This is a genomic window from Gracilibacillus pellucidus, from assembly GCF_033949965.1.
Classification (GTDB): Bacteria; Bacillota; Bacilli; order Bacillales; family Amphibacillaceae; genus Gracilibacillus; species Gracilibacillus pellucidus.
Window position 1 is genome coordinate 1 of the sequence record NZ_JAWZSR010000023.1, and the last position, 9,766, is coordinate 9,766.

The following is a 9,766-nucleotide window of genomic DNA, read 5'->3' on the forward strand; positions in this document are numbered from 1 at the left end:
CCATTATCATGGACTTTTAATACTTGTCCAATTTGAAGTTTATCTGGATCGCTAATATTATTCAATGCGATAATTTCAGATAACGTCATGCCGAACCGTTGAGCAATGCTGCTTAAATTGTCTCCTGATTTTACAGTATATGTGGTTGTCTTAGGCCCTGAACTTCCTCCAGATGGAGATTTTACAATAAGTTGCTGACCAACATAAATGGTATCAGAACTTAAATTGTTCCAATCTTTCAATTGTGATACAGTTACATCGAACTTAATAGCAATATGGCTTAGGGTGTCTCCTGATTTTACAGTATACATATCTCTAATCTCTCCTAAATATTATTCAGCTGGCCAACTGTATTTAATAAAGAAACTTATCTGACATAATAAACAACTTCCTGATGAAATTTTTTCAAATATCTATTTCACATTTACAGTTTTATAGCAAATAATACTTGGGGAGCAGCAGCTGGAAGAGGAAGACGGAGAGTACATTGTGCCGCTTGCAGAGCGGTTCCTGCAAACTAGTTACAATTCTGATGATGACGCTTATTTTATGGCCACTGTAATCGGGCCGGCAGTTGATGCCGATGAAGCAGCCGTGGAATTTATCCCCCTGTTACTTTCTTCTTCCCTCCCCAAATCTCCCTTCATCCCTTGTCCTCCAACGCTTCACCCCATTTTTCATGCCTAAAGGAAATGTTATAAAATTCTTCCCCAAAACACCCATTTTTGCCCTCTTTTTTCCGCTCTGATTTGTACAGAATATTCAGACAATGTTATAAAGTTCGTACCGATAATGGAAGGAAGAACCAAGAGAAAAGAAAGGAAAAGTAGTGAGTGTTGGACATATTAGACAGAAGAAAATGAGGAGGAAAGATGCAGAAATCCTCTGGATTTAGTGATTGGGAAAACGGATGAAACCCTTATTGAACAAGGATTGAGCGAGTATTGAACAGGGATTGCAGAAAAGCAAAAGACTGGACCCACATTGGATCCAGCCTGAGTTATTGTTGAGATTTGATTGGCTTAATTTGACTGCATGATTCTTCTTATTTCTTTCCCATTCTTCCCTCTGATGTACCAACTATTTAGCAGGGAGATAATTTTCAATCAACAAGCAACCTACTATTACTCAACCGTAACTGATTTCGCCAAGTTACGTGGCTTATCAACATCACAATCACGGTGAAGTGCTGCGTAATAAGCAAGCAATTGCATCGGAACAACACTTACTAATGGTGTTAACAGCTCATGAACATGTGGTAATACAAATTCATCACCATCTGTTTCTAAGCCCTTCATACTTACAACACAAGTGTTAGCTCCACGTGCTGCTACTTCTTGTACGTTACCACGAATAGAAAGGTTGACATTTTCCTGTGTTGAAATGGCGATTACTGGTGTACCTTCTTCAATTAAAGCAATCGTACCATGCTTCAATTCTCCACCAGCGAAACCTTCTGCTTGAATATAAGAAATTTCTTTTAGCTTAAGCGCTGCTTCTTGCACAACAAAATAATCTGTCCCACGGCCAATGAAGAAGGCATTGCGCGTTGTTGCAAACATTTCTTTTGCAATACGCTCAAACTCATCTTTTTGATCTGTTAATGTTTCCATTGCACTTGCAACAATAGCTAATTCTTGTAATGGATTAAAGGATAATTCAATACCTTTTGCACGCGCACTATCCACAGCAAGAATAGCTAATACAGCGATTTGTGCTGTGTATGCTTTTGTTGATGCAACCGCAATTTCTGGTCCTGCATGTAAATGCAAGGTATAATCTGCTTCACGAGAAAGGGTTGACCCAGGTACATTCGTAATCGTTAACGCTGGGTGTCCTAAAGCTTTTGTTTGTACTAATACGGAACGGCTATCTGCTGTTTCACCACTTTGAGAGATAAACACGAATAAAGGATTTTCTGATAATAGTGGCATATTATAAGAGAATTCACTCGCAATATGCACTTCAACAGGAATATTAGCTAATTTTTCAATAAACTGTTTTCCTACTAATCCTGCATGATAACTTGTTCCAGCTGCAATAATGTAGATACGATCCGCTTTTGTCATTGCTTTACGGATATTTTTATCTACCTTAATTGTATCGTTTTTGTCTTGATATTCTTGAATGATTTTACGGATAACAAATGGTTGTTCATCGATTTCTTTTAACATGAAGTGTGGATACGTACCTTTTTCTGTCTCAGATGCATCAATTTCTGCCGTATATGCCGCGCGTTCTACAACAGTACCGTCTAATTTTTGAATTTCTACACGGTCACGTTCCACTAATACAATTTCTTTATCTTCAATTTCTACGTAACGATCTGTTTCCTTTAATGTCGCCATTGCGTCACTAGCTACTAGGTTAAAGCCGTCACCTAAACCAACAAGTAATGGGCTTTTATTTTTTGCAACATAAATAAGATCTTCATTTTGATTATCGATTAAAGCAAGTGCATAAGACCCTTTTAATACAGATAAAGCCTTACGGAATCCTGCTAATACATCATTTGTTTCATTTGCAAATTGTTCAATTAACTGTACAACGATTTCTGTATCTGTTTCACTTTGCAATGTAACATCTGTTAAAAATTGATCGCGAACTTCCGCGTAGTTCTCAATAACTCCATTATGAACTAATGTAAAACGACCAGATGCACTTTGGTGAGGGTGGGCATTATCTTCACTAGGCTCACCATGTGTTGCCCAACGAGTGTGTCCGATCCCCATTGTTGCCGTTACATGTTCGTCTACTTTCTCACGTAATGAAGCAATTCTACCTTTAACCTTTGTTACATTTACGTCTTCATCTTTTAACAAAGCGATCCCAGCTGAGTCATAGCCTCGATACTCTAATTTCTCTAATCCTGTTAATAAAACTTCCTTTGCATCATTTGCTCCAATAAATCCTACAATACCGCACATAGCGTTGTCTCCTCCTTAGAAAAAGGGGCAGACGAATAGCCTTGATCTTCTGAACAGGGGCGTCTATCTGCCCCTTTCTCGTGTTTGTTTTTTGTGCATCTTGTTTTTCTTCTTGTACAAGAAGTTGCCTTCCTGCTTTCGAATCCAAACATATCGATTGAGATGTACAATCGGGAGGCATCCGCCGATCATGCTCGATAAACCTCCTCCTCGTCAGCTATGAACATCCGTCCATCATAGCCCAGGCGCTTTTATATTCTATTACATCTATGCTCCTTTCTATCTCCCCTGAGTACATCGCTCCATAAAAGCGACTCTTTCATTTTACTCTAAAGTGTCTCTTTTGGCAATTACTAACACAAAATTACCTACTATAAATTTTATGCATGGTAACAAATATTAGTGATCAATAAGGTTATAAATTAAAAAAATCTTGGTGAAATACTTCATTCCTCACCAAGATTTTTTTCTTTGTTATTCTTGCTCTTCTAATCCCATCACATTTTGAATAATGTCGGCAACTTGATCAACATATTTATTACAATCCTCTACCGTAGGCGCTTCGACCATTACTCGTACTAATGGTTCTGTTCCAGAAGGACGTACTAATACGCGCCCTTTGTCACCCATTTCTGTTTCTACTTTTTCAATTGCATCAAGAACGGTACTATTCGTCATTACTTCATTCTTCTTCACGACACGAACGTTCTTTAATACTTGTGGGAATTTTTCCATTTCGCTTGCTAGCTCTGATAATGTTTTACCTGTTTCTTTCATTACATTTACTAATTGTAATGCAGATAACATACCATCTCCAGTAGTTGTATAGTCTAGGAAGATAATATGTCCTGATTGCTCTCCTCCTAGGTTATATCCGCCTTTACGCATTTCTTCCATTACGTAACGATCACCTACAGCTGTTTTATTACTCTTCATCTCGTTTTCTTCTAATGCCTTATAAAAACCAATGTTACTCATTACTGTAGACACTACTGTTGAATGACGTAGTACTCCTTTTTTGTTCAAGTAATTAGCGATAATAAACATGATCTGGTCACCATCAACGATATTTCCTTTTTCATCAACTGCAATCAGACGATCACCGTCTCCATCAAATGCAAGACCAATATCTGCGCCCTTGTCTACAACAAGTGCTTGTAAGTCTTCTGGATGTGTAGATCCTACTCCGTCATTAATGTTCAACCCATTTGGTGAGCTACCAATTGTTGAAATGTCCGCTTCTAAATCAGCAAAAAGATGTGATGCTAAACCAGAAGTTGCTCCATGTGCGCAATCTAATGCTATATGTAAACCATCAAATTCATTATCAATTGTTTCTTTTAAATATTGAATGTATTTCTGTCCACCTTCAAGGTAGTCGTTCACTTGACCTACTTCAGCTCCTACTGGACGTGGTAGGTCATCCTCTTCCATATCAAGTAATGCTTCAATTTCTGCTTCCTGTTCATCTGATAATTTAAATCCATCTGAACCAAAGAATTTAATTCCGTTATCCTCTACCGGATTATGAGATGCAGAAATCATTACGCCTGCTTGGGCATTCATCACCTTCGCTAAGTATGCAACACCAGGTGTAGAGATAACACCAAGACGCATTACTTCTGCACCAATAGAAAGTAAACCTGCAGCTAATGCTCCTTCTAACATATTACCTGAAATACGTGTATCTCGACCGATTAATACTTTAGGCTTTTCCGTTTCTTTTGTTAACACATAGCCACCATAGCGACCAAGCTTAAACGCTAATTCCGGTGTAAGCTCCTTATTGGCGACACCACGGACTCCATCCGTTCCAAAATATTTACCCATGTTCTAAATCTCTCCTTTTAGATTTCATCTCAAAATCATACTATTCTTCTTCTAATTCTACTGTTACTTCTTCATATTCCAATTCGAATTCTACACCCTCTGGTATATCTTCCGGTGTATCCAGTTCAACAGCAAGCTGATGTTCCCCAGAATTAAGTCCATCAAGATCAATCGTCAAGTGAAGCTCGTCCGATGCTACTTCGGTTAAATCAGCCGGAAATCCTTTCATCACGATATTCATTGTATTTGTATCTTCTGGTTCGACAAATGTTAAGGATACATCATCTGCTTCATGCTGAAAGTCAATCGGAACATCTTCAATGGTTTGTTCCTCCACTGTTTCTAGTTCTACTGCAACCTTAACCGTTTCTGGCTCAACCTTTCTCACCTCTGAAGAAGTGGCAAGTGGTACATCAATCGTGCCACTCTCCGTTATTTCGCTAAGGTCAATTGGCTCTGTTTTTAACTCTTCTAAATTCTCTAAATAGCTATCTGCTGCAAAAACCTCTACTTCTTCTGTTTCTAAATCCATCGAAGTTAACCTTACATCATCAGACACTTCATTCTCTGTTTCGATTGTTACTGGAACGGTTTTACTCGGATTTTTCATATCTACTGTAACATCTACCGTTGGTGGTTCAATTCTAACACTTAGTTCGTTCCCTTGATTATCGTATACTTTCACAGGAACATTCCTAACTGTCTGTGATTCATCAAAACCATTTACATCAACAAAACCTTTCACAATTGCGACTTTATCGATAATACTTTTAGAGCTTGTTACAACAAGTGACTCTGGTTCTGCATAAATATTAGAAACCTCAAATCCAGGTTCTACACTTTCACGATTAACTGTATCAATTGTCACATTAAATTCTTTAGTAGCTCTTTCTTCTATTGTAACTTCCACTTCTTGTGGATCAACATAAACATTAAGCTGATCTGCTACACCTGAATATTGTAAAGGTACTATATGTGTACCTGTATCTAATCCTTCCAAATCAACATATACGTCAAAATTTCGTTGGAATACAGTAGATGTCACTAGGCTCACTGAACCTTGTAGTGACACTGTTACTGTGTCTGGTACTCCACTTACAACATACTGATCATGATCAATTAATGTTTGCACTGGGACATCTTCCATTGTTTGTGTTTCGTTTGTAGTACCCAAGGATAAATCTAATCCATCGTCTTTATCATACACATTCTGATCAAATGCAACGACCACAAACAACAAGACAGAAAGTATTAAGGCAACAATTCTTATGACCCATGGTTTTTCCAACCACTTATTCATTTTTCTTACCCCTCCAATTCCATGCCTTCGTCGTTGAGGTTTTGAATTTTTTCACTAATTCTGTTTCTAGCATTTCAACCAATTGTTCAGGTGTTAAATCCCGATGTAGCTCACCATTTTTTGTACACGATATATCGCCTGTCTCCTCTGATACGATAATCGTTAGGGCATCGGTTACTTCACTTATCCCCATTGCTGCTCTATGCCTTGTTCCTAGCTCTTTAGAGATAAATGGACTCTCAGACAATGGTAAATAACAAGCTGCCGCCACTATTTCATCCCGATTAATAATAACGGCACCATCGTGAAGTGGTGTATTTGGAATAAAAATATTTGTCAATAATTGGTTAGTTAAATCACCGTTAATCGGGATACCAGTGGAAACATAGTCACCCATTGCCGTATCTCTTTCGATCGTAATTAAAGCCCCTATTCTACGTTTCGCCATGTATTTACATGATTCCACAATTGCTTCAATAGATCGGTTTAACTCCTCTTCTTCTGATGTCGTATTCCTCGAAAAGAAACTGCCTCGCCCCAATTGTTCTAATGCTCTACGTAGTTCTGGCTGGAATAAAATAAGAATCCCCAGAGGCCCCCACATAATCACTTGCCAAATAATAATACGTACTGTATTCAAATCAAATAATACACTTGCCAGATAAATAATAATGACAACGAAGATACCTTTGAGCAATTGAATTGCTTTTGTACCACGAATAAGCATCAATAATTTATATAAAACATACCAAACGATGGTAATATCTGCGATGATTTTTACAATATCTAGCAAGCTCCAGTCACCATTAAGCATGTAAACACAACCTTCTGTCCATCAGAATCCTCTTCCTATCTCATATTGTAATTATTGTTTATTATAGCACAATATTTCATACAACTATTACTCAAAATACTGAATTTAAACAATCCTCTGTTATTTTATCCTATGATACTATATTCACACGGTTTGTACCAACATCATATTATAGGTAAAAAAAAGACTGGTAAACAGAAAAGCAGTGATGCTTATATCTCTATTATAGGCATCACTGCTTTATGAATAAAGGAATACTTACAGTTATCAGTCTAAACTAAAGACTTTTTCAGCAAGTCCTTTCATTTTATACCATACCCAATTAAATACTTGATCTACCTCTTTAATCTCGCCAGTTACTTTACCAGCAGACGCAGATAAATGCTCTCCATTAATAAGCACAACATTACCATCTACTTCTCCTTCTACGATCAGGTTTGCATTTTTTATTTCAAGATCATCCTCAATCACTACTTCTGCTGGGACAATCACTGTATCATTTTTCACAACTAAATTCTGTCCTTTTGGATAACTTAATTGATGATCCTGATTCCAGGCAGAGAACACACCACTAAACATCAACACAAAGAAGATAGCTGCTGCAGTTAACATAGGATGCAGTTTCATCCACCTCTTAGCTGACATGCGTTTCTTCTCTTTAGGCAAACTAGCCATTACATTGGTAGTGAAGTTTATTGACGGTTTTAATTCTAAATTAGGCGTTATTAATGTCACTGTCCGTTTTAATTCTTGAAAGTGCTTTTGACAATCCTCACATGCTTGTAAATGTGAGCGCAGACGTTGATCATCTTCTTTAGAAATGTCACCGTCTAAATATTCATGCATTAACTGAATCATTTCTTTATCACATTTCATTTCACTCACACCCCTTAAATATGGCGAAGCCTTTTTCTAAGAGCTTCTCTACCCCTGTGGATTCTTGTCTTGACTGTCCCCACTGGTATTTCTAGCACTTCACTAATTTCTTTTAGAGAGAGCTCGTTTAAAAATCGTAAAGCAATAATACTCCGATATTTTGCAGGGAGTTGCATTATTTCGTTTTGAATATGACTTTGTATTTCTAAACTCTCTACTTCTTCATCAGGCAGAGGTTGATCAATTGGTAATTGTTCATATAGATTTAGCCCTTCCGTCCCCTTTATTTCAGCATCAAGATAATAATCTGGTTTTTTCTTACGTATTCTATCTATCGTTAAATTCGTTGCGATCCGATAAAGCCACGTAGAAAATTTGCGATTTTCATCAAATGACTGTATATTAAGGTACGCTCGGATAAATGCCTCTTGAGCTATATCTTCTGCTTCTTGTTTGTTGCCTATCATCCGAAAACAAATAGCAAAGACTTTATTCTGATAATATTCAACAATCTCCTCGAATGCAGATTGGTCTCCCTTTTTAACTAACTTTATGTTCTTCTTTATTTTTTCCTCAATCATCTGAATACCTCCGCTAGATTTGCGGTTACCTTATTTACGAAGCACCTCAAAAAAAGTTTCATTTTTTATAAAAAAATTTAAGGTTTTTCAAAAAGTCACCAAATGATAAGCAGTGATTCATCTCACTGTTTTATTTATGAATATGCAACTTTTTAAACACGTAGACAAAAATATTATACCAATAAAATGTATGTTTTTGTTGATTTTTGGTAGGTTTTTTTAGAAGATAACGAGGAAATATATTAGCTACTAAATAAAGCAAGCATTCAATCAGATGAGCTCATGTTTATTTATCGTCTACTTATAATAACACATACAAAAAAAGCCGTTCTCATTCTTGGTGAAAACCGCTACTAATCTAACATATCGTCTTATAAATGGTGGAGCCTAGCGGGATCGAACCGCTGACCTCCTGCGTGCAAAGCAGGCGCTCTCCCAGCTGAGCTAAGGCCCCGTAACAATGATGAGCCATGTAGGATTCGAACCTACGACCCTCTGATTAAAAGTCAGATGCTCTACCAACTGAGCTAATGGCTCTAAACTAAGTATTTGTCCATCATTTAGAATGAAAAATGGCTGGGCTAGCTGGATTCGAACCAGCGCATGACGGTACCAAAAACCGTTGCCTTACCGCTTGGCTATAGCCCAACAAACTAAATTAAGTGTACAAACGTAGTGTATACACTTAATAACTATTTTATACAATGGTGGAGGGAGTAGGACTCGAACCTACGAACCCGATGGGAGCGGATTTACAGTCCGCCGCGTTTGGCCAACTTCGCTATCCCTCCATGCATAAAGGTTATTCAAATTCATGTTCATGGTGCCGGCCAGAGGACTTGAACCCCCAACCTACTGATTACAAGTCAGTTGCTCTACCAATTGAGCTAGGCCGGCAAATGGTGGAGGATGCAGGGCTCGAACCTGCGACCCCTTGCTTGTAAGGCAAGTGCTCTCCCAGCTGAGCTAATCCTCCGATGAAAATTGGTGACCCGTACGGGATTCGAACCCGTGTTACCGCCGTGAAAGGGCGGTGTCTTAACCGCTTGACCAACGGGCCAGTAAAATATAATGGCTTATGAACTCGCAGAGCTTCCAGCCGGACTTGAACCGGCGACCCCTTCCTTACCATGGAAGTGCTCTACCGAACTGAGCTATGGAAGCAAATGGCTCCACAGGTAGGACTCGAACCTACGACCGATCGGTTAACAGCCGATTGCTCTACCACTGAGCTACTGTGGAATAAATAACAACTGATGCTTCTCAAAGCTGTTTAAAATAATACTACAGCCTGGCAACGTCCTACTCTCGCAGGGGCGTAAGCCCCAACTACCATGGGCGCTGGAGAGCTTAACTACTGTGTTCGGCATGGGAACAGGTGTGACCTCTCCGCTATCGCCACCAGACTATATGATGTTAGGAATATACCCTAAAAACT

At 38.4% G+C, this 9,766-nt stretch carries 7 protein-coding genes, 9 tRNA genes and 1 rRNA gene; all 17 read right to left on the minus strand.

The genetic code is table 11. The features are described 5' to 3' along the window. Positions 1-311, minus strand: a 311-nt coding sequence (locus tag SH601_RS17405; protein WP_319959618.1) for a LysM peptidoglycan-binding domain-containing protein, incomplete at its 3' end; no start/stop codon positions are given. 813 nt (positions 312-1,124) lie between these two features. Further along, positions 1,125-2,927 carry a glutamine--fructose-6-phosphate transaminase (isomerizing) gene (gene glmS / locus SH601_RS17410; RefSeq protein ID WP_319959619.1) on the minus strand — a complete coding sequence of 601 codons (1,803 nt, stop codon included), beginning with the start codon at positions 2,925-2,927 and terminating at the stop codon, positions 1,125-1,127. Between the two features lie 474 nt (positions 2,928-3,401). Continuing rightward, positions 3,402-4,757: a phosphoglucosamine mutase gene (gene glmM / locus SH601_RS17415; RefSeq protein WP_319959620.1), complete on the minus strand. Its 1,356-nt coding sequence runs from the start codon at positions 4,755-4,757 to the stop codon at positions 3,402-3,404. A 40-nt stretch (positions 4,758-4,797) separates the two neighbouring features. Next, on the minus strand, positions 4,798-6,057 hold the full coding sequence (locus SH601_RS17420; protein ID WP_319959621.1) for a CdaR family protein: 1,260 nt from the start codon (positions 6,055-6,057) through the stop codon (positions 4,798-4,800). After that, on the minus strand, positions 6,050-6,871 hold the full coding sequence (cdaA, locus tag SH601_RS17425; protein ID WP_319959622.1) for a diadenylate cyclase CdaA: 822 nt from the start codon (positions 6,869-6,871) through the stop codon (positions 6,050-6,052). The genes SH601_RS17420 and cdaA overlap by 8 nt, the downstream gene beginning before the upstream one ends. A gap of 267 nt (positions 6,872-7,138) precedes the next feature. After that, positions 7,139-7,747, minus strand: a complete 609-nt coding sequence (locus SH601_RS17430) for an anti-sigma factor (protein ID WP_319959623.1) — start codon at positions 7,745-7,747, stop codon at positions 7,139-7,141. A 14-nt stretch (positions 7,748-7,761) separates the two neighbouring features. Next, positions 7,762-8,328 (minus strand): RNA polymerase sigma factor SigW, encoded by a 567-nt coding sequence (gene sigW / locus SH601_RS17435; protein WP_413775144.1) that lies wholly within the window; start codon positions 8,326-8,328, stop codon positions 7,762-7,764. A 378-nt stretch (positions 8,329-8,706) separates the two neighbouring features. After that, positions 8,707-8,782, minus strand: a tRNA-Ala gene (locus SH601_RS17440). A 10-nt stretch (positions 8,783-8,792) separates the two neighbouring features. After that, a tRNA-Lys gene (locus tag SH601_RS17445) sits at positions 8,793-8,865 on the minus strand. A gap of 36 nt (positions 8,866-8,901) precedes the next feature. Then, a tRNA-Gln gene (locus tag SH601_RS17450) sits at positions 8,902-8,976 on the minus strand. 57 nt (positions 8,977-9,033) lie between these two features. Next, positions 9,034-9,119 (minus strand) — tRNA-Tyr (locus SH601_RS17455). A gap of 30 nt (positions 9,120-9,149) precedes the next feature. After that, a tRNA-Thr gene (locus SH601_RS17460) sits at positions 9,150-9,225 on the minus strand. Positions 9,226-9,228: 3 nt separating this feature from the next. Then, a tRNA-Val gene (locus SH601_RS17465) sits at positions 9,229-9,304 on the minus strand. A 9-nt stretch (positions 9,305-9,313) separates the two neighbouring features. Next, positions 9,314-9,388 (minus strand) — tRNA-Glu (locus SH601_RS17470). Positions 9,389-9,418: 30 nt separating this feature from the next. Then, positions 9,419-9,492, minus strand: a tRNA-Thr gene (locus SH601_RS17475). Positions 9,493-9,495: 3 nt separating this feature from the next. Beyond that, a tRNA-Asn gene (locus SH601_RS17480) sits at positions 9,496-9,570 on the minus strand. 47 nt (positions 9,571-9,617) lie between these two features. Beyond that, positions 9,618-9,734, minus strand: a 5S ribosomal RNA gene (rrf, locus tag SH601_RS17485). Positions 9,735-9,766 lie beyond the last annotated feature (32 nt).